The sequence below is a fragment of the Pedobacter panaciterrae genome (assembly GCF_013204795.1).
Classification (GTDB): Bacteria; Bacteroidota; Bacteroidia; order Sphingobacteriales; family Sphingobacteriaceae; genus Pedobacter; species Pedobacter panaciterrae.
On record NZ_JABMKW010000008.1, the window covers coordinates 387,214 to 405,928 of the forward strand.

Here is an 18,715-nt window from a genome sequence, read left to right on the forward strand (position 1 = left end):
CAAGAATAAGCAACTGATTATCAAGTGTTTACGAAAATAAAACAAACTCTTTTACGCAAAAAAGTCGGAAGAAAAATCTTCCGACCATGACTGGGCATCAGCCCCCTTTTTATTTAATGAATTGAATTTATTTTATACCTAGTTTGTTCTTTAATTCCTTTGAAAGCGCCGCTTTAGGTACTACAAGACTTACTGTATTAATCGCAAAATAAGGTTCAGATACTTCTATGTAACCTTTAAAAGGCCCAATATCTCCCCATGAGTTTTTTACCTTAAAGAACAGTTTCCCGTTTGCTGATTGCTCAAGACCAATTAAATGCATCAGGTGATCATCCTGAGTGGTTAAGTTCTCGTATAATTGCTGACGCAGTTCCGGTGTATATGCTATTTCTTTCATATCAGGGTTTAAATCAGCTTGTTTCGCATCCACTGTATCAGCGAATAACATAGCATATCCTTTTTTCTGTTGAAAGTTTCTGCTGCTCACATCGGCATCCCACATAATGGTATATCCATTTTTTACTGCAGTAGTTGTCATGGTTACCATTTCTGCCAGTGGAAGGTTGTAAAATGACCCGTTTGCAAAATTGTCTGGTGCTTCCAGAATAAATTGGGTATAGTAAGGATGGTGAGTAAAAGAAGTGATGTTTATATAATCGTTAGCGTCAAATTTTAGCACCTCTTTAGCAAAGGTTTGTGCAGTGTAGCTTTTGCCTTTGTAGTCAAAATTAGCTGGTGGAACCCCAATTTTCTGATCCAGAATTTGCTCATAACCCTTTAGCCAGTCATTATCTAGCGGACGTTTTTTAAGTACGCCGTCAAGATATGTTTTTAGTGCAGTTTCCAAGCCGGTGTGATCAGGTATTTCGCCGCTAACACCCTGGAAAGCTTCCTGAGGCATTGCACCATAAAGAGATATGGAGCGTACTAAATCATGCCCAAGACCACCCTCTCCAAACTGCGCTTTTCCCTGGCGGAGAATGTAATTCTTAGCTTTTTCTATGTACACATTACGTGCAGTAAACATTTCTGATAGATCCAGTTCCCCTAAACCTTTGCGTAACCCTTCAGATTCAATCAGGGAAGTTGTAGAGTAATTCCAGCAGGTGCCAGACTGACCTTGGTTTTTAACCGAAGTTGCCGCATTTTCTTTTACGGGTTTTAACGCACTATTCTGTGCGTGTGCGGATAAAATAAATCCGAACCCGATTGCAAATAATATAGTTTTTTTCATTTTGTTAAGCTAGTTTTCCAAAAATAGTAAACCATTACGAGTTTTAATAAAAAAACTGGTCATAAAAAAAGCCCTCGCTAATGCGAAGGGCTCTTTATCTAACCAAATGTAAAGTCTATTAAAAGTGGAATTGGATACCTAATTTAGGTTGGAAAAAGTTAGCTCCAAAGCTGAATGAATCAGAACCAGCTCCTTTTACTTTATCGCCGTCACCGTTTTCAACACGATAGTTGTTGTAGCTTAATCCGTTAACTGCAAACTCGATACCGATTTTTTTAGTTGGAAAGAAAGCAAAACCTGGCGATAATGCAACACCAATTTCTGTAGTAGAACCAACTTTCTCACCTACTTTACCAGCTGCATCTACAGCTTTAGCAGTTCCGAATTCCATTGGTACAGATAACTGACCGAAGAATTTGAATGACTCAGATAAGTTGGCATAGTAACGACCAAAAGGACTAACTACAAAAGCTTGTTTTTCGAACTCACTAACTTGTTTGTCGTAGCTATAACCAACGCCAGTACCAATTGCAATGTTATCGCTTACAAAGTAACCTACGCTTGGCACAATCGCAAAACTTGTATTTGATTTAGCACCATCTGCATCAGATTTCTTTGTGTCAAATGCTACGTTACCACCAACAATAATTTTTCCTTTTTCAGTTTGTGCTTGAGTAGTAAATGCTAATGCAGAAACTGCAACTAATGATAATAATAATTTTTTCATTTTCTTATTTTTTAATTTATAATCTGGTCATTCGCTAGTTTTTATATTCTGACCATTTACGTTATATAGTCAACAGCTGTGCCAAACATAATATGCCTTATTTTGCTGGAATCGTATTTTTTTGTAACTCGCTAATTGATAGTGAAATAAAATTAATGATGGATTTCAATATTATTTTAGGGTGACAATTAACTATTAATTGTCATTTAATTAACATGTAAATATATAGTCAATTTGACTATTATTGTATAATTGTCAGTAATTATAAGGGCATTCTGGCAGAATTTGCATCAGTTTTTTTTAAATGTGCCAAACCATAATGGCGCTTTCGTTAAAAAAAATTATATTCATAAAATCATTGTACCTACTAAAGTGTTATAACACTATGAGATTATTAATAGAACGAAAGCCTATAAAAGTATACCCGGATCCAAAACGTGTAATTGCACGATTCTTTTTTAATGGTGATGAACGAGCAATAGAAGTTATCAAAAAGGTAATGGAGCTTACTGAAACTGAAGTTTTTGATATTATATCACCCTTGCTTCAGGAGTATTCTAAGAGACATAGAAGTATTACCAAAATTCTAAACAGGCATTGTAAAAAGGTAAAAGACTGTATCGAGAGCGCTGGCTTCGATTACGAGGAACTTGATAAATACCACAAGCTACTCATTGGTTCCTATTTTACTCATGAATATTCTATAGAGTCTGCAGCTTTTTTTAATCCATCAGTAATTGAAGATCCTGATCAGTCTGATTTGGTAGAAGGTGAAAAAAGAGTGATTATTAGTTTTAGGGCTGTAGGGGAGGGACATATTTCCTCTGTGGTATTTAGACGAGCACTCATTGATCGCAATCACGACATTACTGTGATTCCGGCAGGAAACTATATTGATGAGGCAGAAGTGGTAAAAAATGCCATCTATAATAAAAAGCTTTTTCTTAAAAAAGCAGCCGATTCCAAAATAGATCTTGAAGTGTTGGATGAGGTAGGTTTAAAACTAGAGGATAAGTTTGATTATGCTACACTGCGCAGGATTATTCTGGATTCTAAAAGCCTGCAGGAAACCGACTTAAAAAAACTGGAATATGATAAGGTGCTTTGGCTGTCTGATACCTATCATGAGATTAGTTTTTCAAGAGATACTGATATTTCTGATCGTGTAATTTTCCCGATTTCTGAATTTGAACGTAAAGGCATAGAAGATGCAAGGTTTGTTCGCTTTGTTAAGGACGATGGCACAGTAATATATTACGCAACCTATACTGCATTTGATGGGGCTATGATTATGCCTAAGCTGCTGCAAACTACAGATTTTTACGATTTTAAAATCAGCCCGTTGCACGGAATAGGTGCACAGAATAAAAACCTTGCCTTGTTTCCAAGAAAGATCAATGGTAAATATGCCATGATGTCGCGTATTGATGGTTGCAATAACTATTTAATGTATTCTGACAGACTCACCGTTTGGGATAACCCGGTTAAGCTTCAGGAACCTAAATTCTCCTGGGAATTTATACAGATAGGGAATTGCGGCTCCCCAATTGAGACTGAGGCAGGGTGGTTAGTCATTACACATGGTGTTGGTCCGATGCGGAGGTATTGCTTAGGGGCAAGTCTTTTCGATTTAGACGATCCATCTATAGAAATTGGAAGACTGAAAGAACCGTTGGTAATTCCTAATAATGATGAGCGCGAGGGCTATGTGCCCAATGTACTTTATTCGTGCGGTTCTATCATCCATAATGGAGAGCTGATCATTCCTTATGGTTTGTCCGACTATTGTTCTTCATTTGCAGGCGTCAAAATAGATATATTACTCGAAAAACTTAAGGGCTCTAAATAATAGTAAAGAGCTATAAAATCTGATGGTAAAGGCTGATGTAATCGGCCACCATCTTTTCCTGAGAAAAGTTTTCGAACGCCCATTTATGGCATTTTGAGCGATCAATGATGGATAATTCTGAAACAGCTTCAATTGCTTCATCAACATTTTTCACCAAAAACCCTGTTTCCCGATCTTTTATCAATTCAGGCATTGCCCCTCTATGAAAAGCAATAACTGGCGTTCCACAAAGCATTGCCTCTGCAACACTTAAACCAAAAGGTTCTTCAAAGCTAATTGGATGCAGAAGTGCATATGCTTTCCGCAACAAATTATTTCTTTTTTCCGGATCGGCCGAGCCAATAAATTTAATCTCATCGCTTAAAAAAGGTTCAACCTTTTCCTTGTAATAATTCTGGTCTTGTATAATGCCTGCAATAATTAACCTGCGCTTTGTTTTTATTGCAATTTGTATAGCTTCAAAGAGTCCTTTGTCAGAATGGATTCGTCCGAAAAACAATAAGTAATCATCTGGATTGGCATTGAAATCAAAATTATCAGTTTGAATGCCATTGTATACGGTAGCCAGGTATTTTAAAGAAGCATGCCTGTTGGCGTTGCTTATAGAAACATAGTGACCAGAAGCATTGTACTTTTGATATACAGACAAGATCTTCTCCGAAGAGAAGCCATGAATAGTCGTAATTAAAGGTATTTTTATGAGCCCTGAATAGGTAAGGGGCAAAAAATCAAAATGATTATGAATAAGATCAAACTGATCGGCCTTTTCCATAAGGTTACTGATATGCAGGCACTCGGTAACCTTAGCATCTAAGGTTTTATCTTCCTCATATCCTTCGTTAATTACAGCATCTAACTTAGCGGCAGTAATTGAGTCGGCAGTAGCAAACAAGGTTACTTCTATGCCGGATTTTACCAATCCTTCAGTTAAATTAGATGCCATTTGTTCCCATGGCCCGTAGTGCCTGGGCGGAGTCCTCCAGGCTACGGGTGCCAGAACCGCTATCCTCATAACTTAAAAAGTTTGTTTTTGAGCTGCAGTAAGGTCGCTACTTTGAATAAATTCGTATTCCGATTCCAAAGCCTTAAGAACAATAAGATGCGAAATCCAATACGCTAACGTACTTTCTGCACCTTGATTCCTGTTTACCCCATAAGTTTGTAACCCATCTGCACAACCCTTGGTTTCATAATCATACAATGGAATATGTAAGGAGTTTTCTCCTAAAAACCACTGGTAACTTAAGTACATCTGTTTAATATAGGTTAAGTCTCGGGTAATCTCGTACGCTTTAAAATATACCATTACCATTCCCATAGTTTCGATGGCCTGCTGATCATATATGGCCATTTCTCCGCCATCCTTATAAAGCCAGCCATCGTTCCCAACCGGATTTAAATAACCTTTTATCAGCGTTTTTTGAGTCAGATATTCCAAGCTTTCAAAAGCAATTTCCCTTGATTCAGGATCTTTGCTGATCTCGTAATGATACATCAAGGCAAGTGGAAGTATGGCATTATCGTAGGTTAATTTGTTCTCAAACCAATTCCAGTGACCTTCCTTATTGGCACGGTAGGCAGCTTTCAAAGGTTCCGCAAGCTGATCTAACTGACTTTTAATGTGCTCATCATAAGGATGGGCATTTATAAAATGAGTTAAGCCAATCATCGTGTTGGCAATTCCTCTTAAATGCGTCAGATTCTTAAAATGAGGAATAGATTTCAGGAATAATTCTTTCGCAAATTCACGGTAGGAATTGTTAGGTGCATTGTTAATTAAATATCCTAAGGACCAAATTGTTCGCCCAAACGAATCTTCCGTACCAACCTCATCCAGATATTCTCTTTTGAAACTTAAAAAATTTCTGAAGTTTCCATCATCACATTGCATGTATTGAATGTAGCTCAAATAAATAGGCAATAAATCTAAAGCAGCCTTACTCTTGTTTTGCTGATAGGCCAGGATAGTTAATATTAAAGCCCTTGAGTTATCGTCTAAACAATACCCTTCCTTAAGATTTGGTATTCCATATTTGGCATGCTGCACAATTCCGGTATCATCCGTTAAACGTTGTATATGTGCCAGGCTAAAAGCAGGCATCATGTCTGGGTCTATAATAGGTTTGTTACCAGTTTCTTTCTCTGAAAGGAATTTAGAAATGGCTTCTGTCAGCACATCAACAAAAACTTCTCCCGTCGTAGGCCAGCGTAGATGTAAGCCGTATTCATATGCATTAGCCCTTAACTGATTGAGTTTTTCATCACTTTCAAATAATTCATTTACAATTTCTGCAAGGCCATCGGTATCTTTAAAGTCGAATAATCTGCCACGATGATCAGCAAGTAATTCCTGTGCATGCCAGTAAGGAGTTGATAGTACAGCTGTACCTGCTCCAACAGCATATGAAAGTGTTCCGCTGGTAATTTGTGCTTCATTTAAATAGGGTGTGATATACATGTCACAGGCCGTCAGATAGTCGAACAGCTCTTCTTCTGATACAAATTTGTTAATGAAGGTAAGGTTGTCTTCAACATTAAGCTTTCTCGCCAGTTTTTTTAGCCCATCACGATATTCTTCTCCAGAGTTACGTATCACGCCAGGATGGGTTGTCCCTAAAATAACATACATCACATCCGGATTTTTAGCTACTATTTTTGGTAGTGCTTCAATAACCGTTTCCAAACCTTTATTTCTGCTGATCAAGCCGAAAGTGAATAGGACCTTTTTGTTTTTAAATGCCAGGGTATTTTTTACAGGATTAACATCTTTAGGTTCCAAATCAGGAACACCATGCTCAATTAATTGAATTTTATCAAAAGGAATTCCGTAAATGCTGGTTAAAAAGCCTACAGCTCTATGGCTCATTACTATAATTCTGGAAGAGTGTTTTGCGATCTCGCGCAAAACAGTAAGCTGCATATAATTAGGGTCTTTTAATATGGTGTGGAAAATAGTGATAAGTGGTTTTTGAAGCCTTGCGATGAGTGGCAGAATATAAACTCCACTTTCTCCGCCATAAATGCCATATTCATGCTCTAAAATACAAACGTCAGCAATACTGGTGTTTATGTAATCAGCGGCACGGATATAATCTTTCTGGTTTTCTTGTCTTATTACATATTTAACCTCTTTAGGGTATTCATATTCATCTAAAGAATCTGAATCATTCATCGCTACCACGAAACTGTCTTCCGATACTGTTTTTTTATTGGAGCCGATCGCTTTAAGTAGATTGTTGTTGAAAGTGGCGATACCACATTCACGGGGTGGATAGGAAGATATATAAGCAATTTTCATAATTACACAAGAGTTGTTGCTTGTATAACAATAGTTAGAGAGGAATGTTCTGTTGTTTTTTTATTTTATTTAGGAAAATAACATAAATGTTAGACAAAATTCATGAGGGATAAATGAATTGTTTAACTTTTTTAAGAAAAATAATAAAGTTGAGCGGTTATAAAAGAAAAAGAATGAGATTATTATTTTAATCTCACTCTCTTTTTTTAAAAACGATCGCCTTAATAACAATTCGTTTTCTTGCTAAACTTTTATTTGTTGTTTAAAAAAACAAACTTGTGGTCAAACATATCCAGTTTAATTTTACTGTCTTTATCAATCTTTCCAGCAAGAATCTCTTTTGACAATTCATTTAATATACGTTTCTGAATTACTCGTTTTAACGGACGTGCACCAAACTGAGGATCATATCCTAATTCCGAAAGCCAATCCAATGCCTCAGGCGTTGCCTCTATCTCGATTCCCATTTCAGCAAGCGTATCTTGTACATGTTTAAACTGTAAGGTAACAATGTCTCTAAGTTCATTCCGGTTGAGCGGTGTGAACATGATCAGCTCATCTATACGGTTCAAAAACTCTGGCCTTATTGTTTGTTTTAGTAACTCAAACAACTCGCTTTTAGTTTTAGCAATCACCTCATCACGGTTCTCATCATTAAGATTTTTAAAGTTATCCTGTATTAAATGAGATCCAATGTTGGAAGTCATAATAATAATGGTGTTTTTAAAGTTCACTACACGGCCTTTATTATCAGTTAGCCTTCCATCATCCAATACTTGTAGTAGTATATTAAACACGTCAGGATGCGCTTTTTCAATCTCATCCAACAACACTACCGAATATGGTTTTCTACGTACAGCTTCAGTTAGCTGACCGCCTTCATCATATCCTACATATCCCGGCGGCGCTCCAATTAAGCGTGAAACTGCATGGCGCTCCTGATATTCACTCATATCTATCCTGGTCATGGCATTTTCATCGTTAAACAGAAACTCTGCCAACGCTTTGGCTAGTTCCGTTTTACCAACACCGGTTGTTCCAAGGAATATGAACGATCCAATTGGTTTGCGTTTATCTTGTAAACCGGCTCTTGAACGACGAATCGCATCAGATATAGCCTCAATAGCCTCGTCTTGTCCTGCAACACGTTTATGCAGCTCGTTTTCAAGATTCAGTAACTTATCTCGCTCACTTGAAATTAATTTAGTAACCGGAATGCCAGTCCACCTACCCACAACGCCTGCAATATCATCGGCAGTTACCTCTTCTTTGAGCATTCTGCTTTCGCTTTGCATACTTTCCAATTGAGATTTTAACTTTTCGACGTTATCCTGCGATTCTTTTATTTTACCGTAACGGATTTCAGCTACTTTGCCATAATCGCCTGCACGCTCTGCCTGATCTGCTTCCAGTTTATAATTCTCTATCTGTTCCAGTTCATTGTTAATATTGTCGACCAGATCTTTCTCGCCTTGCCATTTTGCTTTTATCTCGTCACGTTCGGCCGACATGTTGGCAATTTCTTCACCTAGAGTTTTAACTTTTTTACTGTCATTCTCTCTTTTAATCGCCTCACGCTCTATTTCTAGCTGCATGATCTTTCTGTTCAACTCATCAACCTCCTCTGGTACACTATCCATTTCCAAACGTAATTTGGAGGCAGCTTCGTCCATTAAGTCGATGGCTTTATCTGGTAAAAACCGATCAGAAATATAACGTTGTGATAATTCTACTGCCGCAATAATGGCCTCATCTTTAATCCTTACCTTGTGGTGGGTTTCATACCTTTCCTTTAATCCACGAAGAATAGAAATTGCATCCTGGGTATCGGGCTCATCAACCATTACCTTTTGGAAACGGCGCTCAAGTGCCTTATCCTTTTCTAGATATTTTTGATATTCATCTAACGTAGTTGCACCAATTGCACGTAACTCCCCACGGGCAAGCGCAGGCTTAAGGATGTTTGCTGCATCCATAGCACCTTCGCCACCACCTGCACCAACCAGGGTATGGATCTCATCTATGAATAGAATGATATCGCCATCACTGTGTGTTACCTCTTTAACTACTGCTTTTAAGCGTTCCTCGAATTCACCTTTATACTTCGCTCCGGCAATTAATGCACCCATATCAAGCGAGTAAACGGTTTTTGTTTTCAGGTTTGTTGGCACATCGCCTTTAATAATCCTGAAAGCGATACCCTCAGCAATAGCGGTTTTACCTACACCTGGCTCACCAATCAATATCGGATTGTTCTTGGTACGTCTGGAAAGGATCTGGATTACCCTCCGGATCTCTTCATCTCTACCAATAACCGGATCCAGCTTGCCTGATTCAGCATATTCATTAAGGTTACGTGCATATTTATTAAGTGCATTATATGTTGCTTCGGCATTCTGATCGGTAACATGATTGTCGCCCCTTAAAGAAATGATTGCTTTTTTAAGGTCTTTTTCATTTACACCCTGATCTTTTAAAAGTTTTGAAGTATTGTCGTTAACAGATAGAATGCCTAACAAAAGATGTTCTACAGAAACAAATTCGTCTTTAAATTCTTTAAGGTATGATTGTGCTTTTTGCAAAGCAGAGTTGGTTCCTGATGTTAAATACGGATTACTACCACTAACTTTAGGAAATTTCTCGATCTGAGCATCTAGCTGCTGACCAAGAACATTAAGATTTACATTTAATTTTTTTAAAACGTACGAAACTACGTTTTCATCAACAGTGAGCAAACCCTTTAATAGGTGTGCTGTTTCAATAGCCTGTTGCTGATTGCCCTGGGCTATTTCAGAAGCCTGTTGAATTGCTTCCTGGGCTTTTATAGTAAAGTTGTTGAAGTTCATGTCAGCAATTAAACAAAGCAAATGCCATCTTGGTTTTTAGTTATTAATCGGAAATTTTGTCGGTTCTTTTTATTTAAAACTGCATAATTGTCTGATAAATAGTGGTTTATGATGAAAAAATGTCTGAACATAAGATTTCTGATTTAATTTTACGTCCTTTGTAATATCTACCTTTTTCTAAAATGCTTACTCCACTTGACAATTTTTATTTGCAAAAAGAAGAGCCTGTAAGGGGTTGTTTACTTGCGTTAAAAGATTATCTATTGGCCTTTGATGAAAATATTACCCCTGAATGGAAATATAAACTGCCATTTTTTTACTATAAAGGAAAAATGTTTTGTTATTTATGGATTCATAAAAAATACCTTAAACCTTATATAGGTATTGTAGAAAGCAAGCATATAGATCATCCTGATCTGATTATTGAAAAGAGGGCCAGAATGAAAATAATGTTGATAGATCCTAATGAGGATTTACCGATTGAAACGATGAACGATATATTAAAACAAGCGCTTGCCCGCTATTAAATGAAGGAATTTATACGATTATACTTAGATGCTTACCGCGGGTTATCTACCCCGGCATGGATGCTTGCCCTTGTTATGCTTATAAACAGGAGTGGGGCAATGGTTATTCCTTTTTTAGGAGTTTACATGATCAATCACCTTCATTTCTCTTTAGAAGATACCGGTATGGTGTTAAGTTGCTTTGGGCTGGGAGCTGTTTCCGGAAACTTTTTAGGTGGCTGGCTTACCGATAAAGCCGGACATTTTAAAGTTCAGCTGGTTAGCTTAATTTTAACTGTGCCTATGTTTTTCCTGCTACCACAGTTAGATACTGTGGTTAAGCTTGCTGCAGGTGTTTTCACTTTAAGCCTTGTTTCTGAAACATTCAGACCTGCCAACTCTGTGTCTATTGCTTACTATTCAAAACCAGATAATATCATCAGGTCATTTTCACTAAACAGGATGGCTATGAACCTTGGGTTTTCAATTGGCCCTGCCTTAGGCGGTTTTTTAGCTGCCATATCTTACGCGTTTTTATTTTATGGCAATGCAATAGCAGCCCTTTTGTCGGCCACACTTTTTTTCATCTATTTCCGCAATCGTAAAGGCAACGAGAAGAAGAAAGACGAAGTGGTAGAAGAAGAGGGAAACCAAGCCAATTTGTCGCCCTATAAGGATGTACCGTTTATGCTTTTCAGTGTACTTTCCTGCATTTTTGCCATTTGCTTTTTACAGTTGTTAAGTACACTCCCTTTGTATTACAGAAATGTTTACAAAATGACAGAGGCAGAGATAGGAATAATACTTGCCTTTAGCGGACTAGTTGTGTTTTCACTAGAGATGCTGGTAGTTCATATTGCCGAAAAGAGATTTACTGCCCGAACTGTAATTGTAGCGGGTACTGTATTGTGTGCCTTATCATTCCTGGTTTTGAATCTTGCTAAGGGTATTCCGGTACTTTACCTTTCTATGTTTATAATATGCCTGGCAGAGATCCTGGCTATGCCCTTTATGGCAACGGTTACGCTTCAAAGATCGTCATTAAAAAAGAGAGGTGCATACATGGGTATTAATGCTCTATCCTTTTCTGTAGCTCATATATTTTCTCCTCTGGTAGGTACAAGAGTTGCTGCCCAATTTGGATTCGAAACTTTATGGTGGGGTACGGTAGCTGCATTAACCCTTGCTTCGATAGGTTTCTTCTTTGTAATGAAACAAATGAAGTTATCAGCATAATGTCATTCTTTTTTAGTTAATAGGAATATCGGGAAAAGTCGATATATCTTTGTGCTATGGATCAGTTAGAGATTTTTAAAGCACTATCAAATAAAACACGACTGCAGATTTTGCAGTGGCTTAAAGAGCCGGAAAAACACTTTCCGCCGCAAGAGCATGCCGCGTTTGATGAGGTAGGGGTTTGTGTGGGGCAAATACAACAAAAGGCAGGTTTAACCCAGTCTACCGTTTCAGAATACCTATCTATACTCCAAAAATCAGGACTGCTGGAATCAACCAGGCTTGGGCAATGGACTTATTACAAGCGTAATGAGGAAGCCTTTGCCGCACTAAGCAATATCATTAAATCAGAAATATAGCATTTATTAAAATACAATTATATGAGTACAGAAACTTTGTTCAGACCATTTAGTTTGAAATCATTAAATATAAAAAACAGAATCGTGATGGCACCGATGACACGTTCATTTTCGCCAGCAGGAGTACCAACGGCCGATGTTGCCGCATACTATTCAAGAAGGGCAGCCGGAGAAGTAGGCCTAATCCTTTCAGAAGGAACGGTTATTGATCGCGTTTCATCATCAAATGATGCCAATATTCCACATTTTTATGGCGATGCAGCTTTAGCAGGATGGAAAGAAGTTATCAATAGTGTTCACCATTCTGGTGGAAGCATGGGACCGCAAATATGGCATATGGGCATAATGGATAACCATCATTCAGGATGGGTTCCTTCGGCACCTTTTGAAGGGCCATCTGATCTAAACAGACCTGGATTTTCGAACGGTGTAGCCATGACTCAGGATGATATTGAAGCGGCCATTAAAGCCTATGGCAGTGCTGCGGCAGATGCTAAAAGATTAGGTTTTGATTGTGTCGAGCTTCATGGTGCTCATGGTTATTTAATTGATCAGTTTTTCTGGGAAGGTACTAATAACCGTACCGATAGTTATGGCGGTAAAACACTGAACGAACGTACTAAATTTGCTGTAGAAGTAGTAAAAGAAGTGAGAAGACAAGTAGGTGAAGATTTTACGATAATCCTGAGGTTATCACAATGGAAACCATCTGATTATACTTTACAAATGGCTAAAACACCACAGGAGATGGAACAATGGCTGCAACCTTTAGTTGATGCCGGAGTAGATATTTTTCACTGTTCACAGCGCCGTTTCTGGGAGCCTGAATTTGAAGATTCTGATCTTAACTTTGCAGGCTGGGCTAAAAAAATTACCGGAAAAGCAACCATTACCGTGGGGTCTGTTGGTTTATCAGGCGAATTCCTTGCGGCATTTAAAGGCGAAAGCTCTGAGCCAAGTTCATTAGAAGAATTGCTAAGAAGAATGGATAGGGGAGATTTTGATTTAGTTGCTGTGGGCAGGCCATTACTTGCTGATGCTAAATGGGTTCAGAAAATCCGTGATGAGCGTACTGCTGAGTTAAAAGGGTTTTCTAGAGAGGCATTAATGCAGTTATTGTAAGGCTATTCTGCTTAATTGAGTATACCTGTGCTTATGCCAAATCCTCACATAGTTCACACATTCTGCATACATTCTACACAAAAAGGTACCTGTTTGTGGGTTTTGTGTGAAGGAGGTGTGAATAATATGTGAAGAACCACCAATCCTGTGAAGAACTTCACTATTTTAAAATCAATACGGGCTTATTTGCATCAGTAGATAAGCCCTCTGTAATGCTATTGTGGTTAAACTGTATAGGAAACTATGGACTCCTGGCAATGCAATGATCATTTGTTGCTTATGCTGATCGGCAAAAGTAAGCACTCCATTTAATATGTCTTTATCAGTTGAATATTGTAACTCGTAATCATAACCTTGTAGAATTTCGCTTAGCATCCCTTTTATTTCCAACTCAGGATGTTCAGGAAGTAAATGTTTATTAGCGGGATCAACATTCAGTAAGGTGAGTTTTGGATGAGGCCAATGTTTAATACTATGTAGTCGCTGTAATAAACTTACATGATTTAGTGTTTTGAAATCGCAGGCAACAAGCGCATTTTTTACAGGTTCATATGTTGCCTTTGGTGGAACGATGAATACTGGTATAGGGCTTACTTTAGCTATTTCAATCATGCTATTTCCAATATTGCTTATTTCGCCATCATGATTATTGCTACCTAAAAACAATGCGTCAGGATTTTCCTGTTCTATTATTTCAAGTATACCACGTAATAAAGGTGCTTCCGTTAAAGCAACTTTAATGGAAATATCTTGGTTTAGTTTTTTTTGTATCTGAGACTTTAATTTTTCAAGCTTTCCTTGTAGTAAATCCTTTTGTTTAAGGATATCATCCTCATTAAGCTGCACAAAATCTGCAGATGGATAGATCTGCTCGAATAACGTGATGTAAAAATTTGCAAAAAGGATAATCTGGCTAAGATTCTGATTGTTACTAAGGCCTACGGCATAATTGACTGCATTGTTAGAAGGTTCTGAAAAATCAACGGGTATCAGTATCGTTTTCATGATGAATAAATTTATTGAATGTTTTTAGTTAGTTGCTTAATTAATAGGGTAGATGCAATAATATCTTCCTCTGTAAGGTCTATTGATGCAGCTGTATACATCTCCATTGCCCATGGAAGTAGTTTTTCTTGAAGATCTTTTCCTTGTTTTGTTAAGTGGATGAGGTTGTTTCGCCTATCGTTTCCATCGGGCATTCTATTAACCAGATCGCGCTTAACCAGGTTGTCCAATAAATAAGTCATGCTGGCTTTTTCTTTGATAATGCGATCAGCTATTTCCTGTTGATTTATGCCATCCTTTTCCCATAAACACATTAGTACTTCGAGCATTTCGTAAGTAATATTTAGCTGGTTTTCTTTAATTCTGGCCTGAATAAACTGGCGCGAACGGCTTCGCATTTCAATTACTGCACGACCAAGCTCAAGGGCTAGTGAGGCTTTGCTATTCATAAGTTTTATTTTGTTAGAATAAAGTTAAGGAATAGATAGTATAGTATTTAACTATTGTGTGTCATAATTTTGAAATTATATCGGGCGACACGGATGGGTAGAAGCAAAAAAAGCTGGCCATATGGCCAGCTTTCGGACGATTATTAAGGGTATACTACTCACAACAAGTGCAAGTATGTATTATTTTAATATTTCTGTTAATCTTTGAGTTTGATGATCAGCAAGATTTTGCAAAGGCTTCACAGCCAGCATTTTCATCATCATATTAAGATCTGCAGAGATAATATGTTTTGCAATAGTTCCGCCGTTACCGTTGTCAGCCACTGTCCATTTTAATTCAACATCAAAAGGAGGTTTTTCTGTTGGTATAGCAGTTAGTTCCTTGTTTTCTACGCGATCAGATATCTTGATTGCTAGTTTAGCCATGTTCTGGATGGTGAAGCTAGCTTCATCTGTTGTAGAAGACCAGTTGTAAATGTTTTCTGGCATTAATTGCTGATGGTTGTTCATATCAGCCAAAAATGAATATACCTTTTCAACCGGTAGGTTTAACTCTACGGAGCTTTCAATAACTGTCATTATAATTTTAAGTTAATTGTTCTAATTCTTTTCCCCAGTCGGCTGGGTTTCTACGCCATTTAGTAAGCAAATCAACATCATTTTGTGCAATGAAGCTGTGCTCAGCAGCATATTCTATTAGTGTATTGTAGTTAGAAAGGGTCGAGAAACGACATTTTGCTTCTTTGAAGTTTTCTTCGGCCTGATCAAAACCATAGGTAAAGATTGCAACTAATCCTGCTACAGAAAGGCCTGCATTTCTTAAAGCATCAACAGCCTGAAGACTGCTTTTTCCTGTTGAAATTAAATCTTCTATAACAACAACACGTTGTCCTTCAACTATTTCTCCTTCAATTAAACTTCCGGTTCCATGCTCTTTTGCTTTCGATCTAACATAAGCGAAAGGCAAACCGAGCTCTTGAGCAACCAATGCACCTTGAGGTATACCAGCAGTGGCAACACCAGCTATTAAATCTACAGAACCATATTCTTCCTGTATTAATTGCGTAAGCTTTTGTCTGATATAAGTTCTAACAGAAGGATGGGAAAGTGTGATCCTATTGTCACAGTAAATAGGAGATTTCCAACCTGAAGCCCAGGTAAACGGGTTGTTAGGTTGTAATTTTATTGCTTTTATTTGTAATAAAAATTCAGCTACTTTTAATTCAATATCACTTTTATTATACATGTCTCAAAATTACGGAATTTCTGGCGTTTTGCTTGTAAGCGTAATAAACTTTTTATTTATCGCTTATTAGAAAAATGCTGAAAACTCTTGTTTAATTCAATCTAGAACTGGCAAATATCCGTAATAAAAATCAATGCTGAAAGTCTTTTCTGTGATCGGCTGTGAATCAGTAGTATCTGAGATTTATTTTTTGTTTTTTCTATAAATGTAAGAGCAGTATGTTATAATTCTGTATTTTTAAACCTCGATTTTATTCCGGTAACAACCGGATTAAAAAGAATGCTTTAATAGTATTGCTGCGGAGAACTAAATGATAACGAAAACGACTACCTTCTGATGAAGAATTACAGAATTTATATTAACGATAATACTTTGTTTATTGCGGACTTGATGCCTAAACAAATAAAGAAAGTTCAACAGCTTGATAAGCAGGATTTTGATTTTGAACTCTTCTATAAGAATTTAGAAAAGGTATCTGGAAAAGACTATATACTACTTGATCCGGATCCTAAACAATTATTTAAAAAGATTAAAAAAAGCTGTGAACTTATAAAAGCTGCTGGTGGTTTAGTGAAAAATGTGAAAGGCAATTACCTCTTTATTTTTAGAAATAAGAAGTGGGATTTGCCCAAAGGTAAGGTAGAAAAAGATGAGAAAATGAAGGAAGCCGCCCTTCGTGAGGTTGAAGAGGAGTGTGGAGTAAAGATTTTTACCAACGATGAAAAGCTATGTAAAACTTATCATGTTTATACGCTTGGGAGTAAATTGGTGCTTAAGAAAACCAACTGGTACAGCATGACAGTAAAGGGAGAGCCTAAACTGATTCCTCAAAAAGAAGAAGGAATAACCAAAGCAAGCTGGCTAAGCAAACTGGAACTTAATCAGGTATTAAAGAATACCTATCCTTCAATTGTTCAGGTAATGGAAGTTGGGGGCCTTTTAGAAGATAATATTGTAGTAAAACCAGTTTTACATGCTATAAAAAAGGTATAGCTTGTGGCGGTAAAAACTTACTTACATCACCGTTGTTGCGCAGAATATCGCGCACAATGGTTGAACTTATAGCCGAATATTCTGGTTTGCTCAGAATAATTATGGTTTCTACTTCAGGCATCATCGTCTGATTGATCTGCGCAATTGCTTTCTCGTATTCAAAATCAGAAACCGAACGCACCCCTCTAACCATGTATTGGGCATTGATCAGTCTGCAGAAATCAACTGTAAGCCCTTCGTATAGTTCAACTTCCACTTTTGGCTCCTGTTCAAAAACCTTTCTTACAATTTCTTCGCGTTTATCGGCCGACAGGAATCCTTGTTTGGAACTGTTTAAGCCAATACCCACTACAATTTTATCAAATAAAGGTAACGCGCGCTTTAAAATATCTACGTGAGCTATGGTAATCGGGTCAAATGAGCCAGGAAATAGTGCAATCTTCATGGTTAAATATACTAATTGGAGGGCTTTTCAAAAAAACTAAATGAAGAGTTGCCATATCTTCTGGTTTCGGTATAACCGGGCTGATTGTTTAATTTTAATAGTGATGGGTGTTCTACTATAAGCAAACCATTATCTGTTAACAGGTTATTTTTCATTACCAGCTCCGGAATTAATGGAATGGTTGACAAATCATAAGGTGGATCAGCAAAAATGATCTGATAGGATTTGGTGTGACTTTGCAGAAACTTAAATACATCGGCTTTTTGCACATCAATTTCATTTAACTGATGTTTTTCGATAACAGATTTTACCCAATAAATACAGCCAGAGTGTTTATCAACCGCTGTTACCTGTTTAATGCCTCTTGATGCAAATTCAAAGCTGATGTTTCCTGTTCCACAAAATAGATCAAGAACGGTACAGCTATCAAAGTCATAAGTGTTGTAAAGGATATTGAAAAGAGCCTCTTTGGCCATATCTGTTGTTGGCCTTACCGGCAAGCTTTCGGGTGCATTAAAGCGAATACCCTTTAATTTTCCACCAATTATCCGCATTGATCAAGGGCTAATAGACTACTGTAATAATGAGCAGGCATGTCATCTAAAATTTTTTTGTCAACTTCATTACCGGTTGTCGGGATGAAATTGATGGTTTTGAAGTACTTTTCAATGCATTTGTATTGACTATCTCCGTCGTTGATGATTCCACTAAGGTAGATGTCAGTTTTTGAGGTGTCTATATTAAGCTGATTGATAATGAAAAGCAGGTAGTAGTTAAATTCCTCAGCGTTCTCGATTTGAAAATAATTTTGGAATATCAGTTTACCGCCATCGGTATATATTACATTAAATGAGCCCACAGTAAAATCAAGTACCAGGCTAAGCTTTTCATTGTCTTTGGAAAGCGATAAAACAGGTGCTGCATGATCAAATAGTTTGCAGTTTGACAGCGAAACATTTAAGGTTTCTTCTATGAACTTATTTAGTGTAAAGATGGATGTGAAACCAAAATTGGCAAAAGGCTGGGTGTAAAGGTTATTAGATTGTTCTTCTGCAAAGAATTTTGCGAAGTCGTTTAAATTCTGCTCATTGAACAAGTCATTGGGTATGGCTATTGAATTCTCGGTATGTACCGAAGCCTTAATTTCTTTAAATGGCAAACTTAAATAGCTGTCTGTCCTTAGTTTTTCGGAAAGCGCTTTGCTTACATTCTGACATTCCTGCTGGTCGTAAACTGCCTTTAACTGATTGTTGCTCTTGTCTATAATGGCATACGAAAAACTATCGGCAGTAATTTTTATTAACAGGTTGCAGTCTGCCGCTGTATTCGGGTCAAACTCCGGATCAACTAATAATATGCTATTTTTGCTGTTCATATGAACAAAATTAATCCTTTTTTCT

At 37.4% G+C, this 18,715-nt stretch carries 18 protein-coding genes; 6 read left to right on the plus strand and 12 right to left on the minus strand.

What is annotated here, in order from left to right; all coding sequences use genetic code 11:
- Positions 1-127 precede the first annotated feature (127 nt).
- Positions 128-1,234 (minus strand): C1 family peptidase, encoded by a 1,107-nt coding sequence (locus HQN86_RS03815; RefSeq protein WP_172659701.1) that lies wholly within the window; start codon positions 1,232-1,234, stop codon positions 128-130.
- Between the two features lie 118 nt (positions 1,235-1,352).
- Positions 1,353-1,961: an outer membrane beta-barrel protein gene (locus HQN86_RS03820; RefSeq protein ID WP_172659702.1), complete on the minus strand. Its 609-nt coding sequence runs from the start codon at positions 1,959-1,961 to the stop codon at positions 1,353-1,355.
- A gap of 385 nt (positions 1,962-2,346) precedes the next feature.
- On the opposite strand from HQN86_RS03820, the gene HQN86_RS03825 reads away from it, so the two are divergent.
- Positions 2,347-3,810 carry a glycoside hydrolase family 130 protein gene (locus HQN86_RS03825; RefSeq protein ID WP_172659703.1) on the plus strand — a complete coding sequence of 488 codons (1,464 nt, stop codon included), beginning with the start codon at positions 2,347-2,349 and terminating at the stop codon, positions 3,808-3,810.
- A 10-nt stretch (positions 3,811-3,820) separates the two neighbouring features.
- Here the strand turns inward: HQN86_RS03825 and HQN86_RS03830 are convergent, their stop codons facing one another.
- The 3 genes from HQN86_RS03830 to clpB all read right to left on the minus strand — a co-directional run bounded on the left by HQN86_RS03830 (position 3,821) and on the right by clpB (position 9,954).
- Positions 3,821-4,822, minus strand: coding sequence for a glycosyltransferase family 4 protein (locus HQN86_RS03830; protein WP_172659704.1), 1,002 nt, complete (start codon positions 4,820-4,822; stop codon positions 3,821-3,823).
- Positions 4,823-4,825: 3 nt separating this feature from the next.
- Entirely contained in the window at positions 4,826-7,108 is a 2,283-nt protein-coding gene (locus HQN86_RS03835) for a glycosyltransferase family 4 protein (RefSeq protein WP_172659705.1), read from the minus strand.
- Between the two features lie 251 nt (positions 7,109-7,359).
- Positions 7,360-9,954: an ATP-dependent chaperone ClpB gene (clpB, locus tag HQN86_RS03840; RefSeq protein ID WP_172659706.1), complete on the minus strand. Its 2,595-nt coding sequence runs from the start codon at positions 9,952-9,954 to the stop codon at positions 7,360-7,362.
- A gap of 182 nt (positions 9,955-10,136) precedes the next feature.
- Between clpB and HQN86_RS03845 the strand changes: the two genes are divergently transcribed.
- The 4 genes from HQN86_RS03845 to HQN86_RS03860 are packed head-to-tail and all read left to right on the plus strand — an operon-like array spanning position 10,137 to position 13,177.
- Positions 10,137-10,481: a DUF1801 domain-containing protein gene (locus HQN86_RS03845; protein WP_172659707.1), complete on the plus strand. Its 345-nt coding sequence runs from the start codon at positions 10,137-10,139 to the stop codon at positions 10,479-10,481.
- Positions 10,482-11,696 carry an MFS transporter gene (locus tag HQN86_RS03850; protein ID WP_172659708.1) on the plus strand — a complete coding sequence of 405 codons (1,215 nt, stop codon included), beginning with the start codon at positions 10,482-10,484 and terminating at the stop codon, positions 11,694-11,696.
- A 56-nt stretch (positions 11,697-11,752) separates the two neighbouring features.
- Positions 11,753-12,055 (plus strand): ArsR/SmtB family transcription factor, encoded by a 303-nt coding sequence (locus HQN86_RS03855; RefSeq protein WP_048906747.1) that lies wholly within the window; start codon positions 11,753-11,755, stop codon positions 12,053-12,055.
- Positions 12,056-12,076: 21 nt separating this feature from the next.
- Entirely contained in the window at positions 12,077-13,177 is a 1,101-nt protein-coding gene (locus HQN86_RS03860; RefSeq protein ID WP_172659709.1) for an NADH:flavin oxidoreductase, read from the plus strand.
- 171 nt (positions 13,178-13,348) lie between these two features.
- Here HQN86_RS03860 and HQN86_RS03865 read toward each other — a convergent pair whose 3' ends face one another.
- The 4 genes from HQN86_RS03865 to pyrE form a co-directional block, all read right to left on the minus strand.
- A complete protein-coding gene (locus HQN86_RS03865) occupies positions 13,349-14,182 on the minus strand; it encodes a universal stress protein (protein ID WP_172659710.1) in 834 nt (277 codons plus the stop codon).
- A gap of 11 nt (positions 14,183-14,193) precedes the next feature.
- Positions 14,194-14,631, minus strand: coding sequence for a MarR family winged helix-turn-helix transcriptional regulator (locus HQN86_RS03870; protein ID WP_172659711.1), 438 nt, complete (start codon positions 14,629-14,631; stop codon positions 14,194-14,196).
- Positions 14,632-14,811: 180 nt separating this feature from the next.
- Positions 14,812-15,210 carry an SRPBCC family protein gene (locus HQN86_RS03875; RefSeq protein WP_172659712.1) on the minus strand — a complete coding sequence of 133 codons (399 nt, stop codon included), beginning with the start codon at positions 15,208-15,210 and terminating at the stop codon, positions 14,812-14,814.
- A gap of 7 nt (positions 15,211-15,217) precedes the next feature.
- Positions 15,218-15,877 (minus strand): orotate phosphoribosyltransferase, encoded by a 660-nt coding sequence (gene pyrE / locus HQN86_RS03880; RefSeq protein WP_048906744.1) that lies wholly within the window; start codon positions 15,875-15,877, stop codon positions 15,218-15,220.
- A 336-nt stretch (positions 15,878-16,213) separates the two neighbouring features.
- Here pyrE and HQN86_RS03885 point away from each other — a divergent pair, with 336 nt between their 5' ends.
- Positions 16,214-16,870, plus strand: a complete 657-nt coding sequence (locus HQN86_RS03885; RefSeq protein ID WP_172659713.1) for an NUDIX hydrolase — start codon at positions 16,214-16,216, stop codon at positions 16,868-16,870.
- Here HQN86_RS03885 and coaD read toward each other — a convergent pair.
- Genes coaD through HQN86_RS03900 form a run of 3 tightly spaced genes read right to left on the minus strand, consistent with a single transcriptional unit; the run spans position 16,854 to position 18,690 of the window.
- Positions 16,854-17,315: a pantetheine-phosphate adenylyltransferase gene (gene coaD, locus HQN86_RS03890; protein WP_172659714.1), complete on the minus strand. Its 462-nt coding sequence runs from the start codon at positions 17,313-17,315 to the stop codon at positions 16,854-16,856. The genes HQN86_RS03885 and coaD overlap by 17 nt on opposite strands.
- A gap of 11 nt (positions 17,316-17,326) precedes the next feature.
- Positions 17,327-17,869 (minus strand): RsmD family RNA methyltransferase, encoded by a 543-nt coding sequence (locus tag HQN86_RS03895; protein ID WP_172659715.1) that lies wholly within the window; start codon positions 17,867-17,869, stop codon positions 17,327-17,329.
- Entirely contained in the window at positions 17,860-18,690 is an 831-nt protein-coding gene (locus HQN86_RS03900) for a DUF3822 family protein (RefSeq protein WP_172659716.1), read from the minus strand. Before HQN86_RS03900 ends, HQN86_RS03895 begins: the two co-directional genes overlap by 10 nt.
- Positions 18,691-18,715: the final 25 nt, after the last annotated feature.

Excerpts from the sequence above, each read along its gene's own strand:
- HQN86_RS03865 (WP_172659710.1), bottom strand. The coding sequence starts at position 14,182 with ATGAAAACGATACTGATACCCGTTGATTTTTCAGAACCTTCTAACAAT.
- HQN86_RS03825 (WP_172659703.1), top strand. The coding sequence starts at position 2,347 with ATGAGATTATTAATAGAACGAAAGCCTATAAAAGTATACCCGGATCCA.
- HQN86_RS03885 (WP_172659713.1), top strand. The coding sequence starts at position 16,214 with ATGAAGAATTACAGAATTTATATTAACGATAATACTTTGTTTATTGCG.
- clpB (WP_172659706.1), bottom strand. The coding sequence starts at position 9,954 with ATGAACTTCAACAACTTTACTATAAAAGCCCAGGAAGCAATTCAACAG.
- HQN86_RS03820 (WP_172659702.1), bottom strand. The coding sequence starts at position 1,961 with ATGAAAAAATTATTATTATCATTAGTTGCAGTTTCTGCATTAGCATTT.
- coaD (WP_172659714.1), bottom strand. The coding sequence starts at position 17,315 with ATGAAGATTGCACTATTTCCTGGCTCATTTGACCCGATTACCATAGCT.
- HQN86_RS03900 (WP_172659716.1), bottom strand. The coding sequence starts at position 18,690 with ATGAACAGCAAAAATAGCATATTATTAGTTGATCCGGAGTTTGACCCG.
- HQN86_RS03830 (WP_172659704.1), bottom strand. The coding sequence starts at position 4,822 with ATGAGGATAGCGGTTCTGGCACCCGTAGCCTGGAGGACTCCGCCCAGG.
- HQN86_RS03860 (WP_172659709.1), top strand. The coding sequence starts at position 12,077 with ATGAGTACAGAAACTTTGTTCAGACCATTTAGTTTGAAATCATTAAAT.
- HQN86_RS03895 (WP_172659715.1), bottom strand. The coding sequence starts at position 17,869 with ATGCGGATAATTGGTGGAAAATTAAAGGGTATTCGCTTTAATGCACCC.
- pyrE (WP_048906744.1), bottom strand. The coding sequence starts at position 15,877 with ATGTATAATAAAAGTGATATTGAATTAAAAGTAGCTGAATTTTTATTA.
- HQN86_RS03875 (WP_172659712.1), bottom strand. The coding sequence starts at position 15,210 with ATGACAGTTATTGAAAGCTCCGTAGAGTTAAACCTACCGGTTGAAAAG.
- HQN86_RS03870 (WP_172659711.1), bottom strand. The coding sequence starts at position 14,631 with ATGAATAGCAAAGCCTCACTAGCCCTTGAGCTTGGTCGTGCAGTAATT.
- HQN86_RS03850 (WP_172659708.1), top strand. The coding sequence starts at position 10,482 with ATGAAGGAATTTATACGATTATACTTAGATGCTTACCGCGGGTTATCT.
- HQN86_RS03815 (WP_172659701.1), bottom strand. The coding sequence starts at position 1,234 with ATGAAAAAAACTATATTATTTGCAATCGGGTTCGGATTTATTTTATCC.
- HQN86_RS03855 (WP_048906747.1), top strand. The coding sequence starts at position 11,753 with ATGGATCAGTTAGAGATTTTTAAAGCACTATCAAATAAAACACGACTG.
- HQN86_RS03835 (WP_172659705.1), bottom strand. The coding sequence starts at position 7,108 with ATGAAAATTGCTTATATATCTTCCTATCCACCCCGTGAATGTGGTATC.
- HQN86_RS03845 (WP_172659707.1), top strand. The coding sequence starts at position 10,137 with ATGCTTACTCCACTTGACAATTTTTATTTGCAAAAAGAAGAGCCTGTA.